The organism is Cysteiniphilum sp. 19S12-1 (assembly GCF_052030685.1).
Lineage (GTDB): Bacteria > Pseudomonadota > Gammaproteobacteria > Francisellales > Francisellaceae > Caedibacter.
In genome coordinates, this window is record NZ_JBQAJM010000098.1 from 1 (window position 1) to 562 (window position 562).

The 562-nt window shown below is 38.8% G+C and carries 1 protein-coding gene; it reads left to right on the top strand.

What is annotated here, in order from left to right; translation table 11 throughout:
• The first annotated feature begins 68 nt into the window (after positions 1-68).
• On the top strand, positions 69-515 hold the full coding sequence (locus ACTS4L_RS11400) for an MFS transporter (protein ID WP_440618042.1): 447 nt from the start codon (positions 69-71) through the stop codon (positions 513-515).
• Positions 516-562 lie beyond the last annotated feature (47 nt).

Here is a 562-nt window from a genome sequence, read left to right on the forward strand (position 1 = left end):
GGGTTTGAGGGGCGTTAAATTGCAAAAAAAGTTTGATTTGAATACTTAATAATCAAAAATTTACCAACTTGGGTATACTGTTAAGCTATCTATCCATCGCTTCAGTATCTGCAGTTATGCTGACACCTGCATTGCCGCAGATTGGTAAATTTTACACACTTGATACCTCAAGTCTTTCATGGTTTGTCGGTATTTTTTTATTTGGCTATGTTTTTGGTCAGCTGATTTATGCCCCCCTTGCCAATCGTTTTGGTAGACTCAAAGCCATTCGCTTTGGTTTTATCATTAACTTAACTGGTCTGATCATCTGCTATATTGCGACAACCAATATTCTATCTAGCTATAGCTTGTTACTTTTAGGTCGGGTTATTACCGCACTTGGCTCTTCTGCAGGGTTGGCATGCACTTTTACATTAGTCAATGAGTTGCTAGATGAAACGCAAGCAAAGAAAGCGATATCATACTCCATGCTTTCTTTTATGCTTGTGTTACGTCCAACTTTATATGGCTCTTAACTGCTGTTTTTGTCTCGCACTGAATGCGTAGTTTCAGCGCTCCTTAT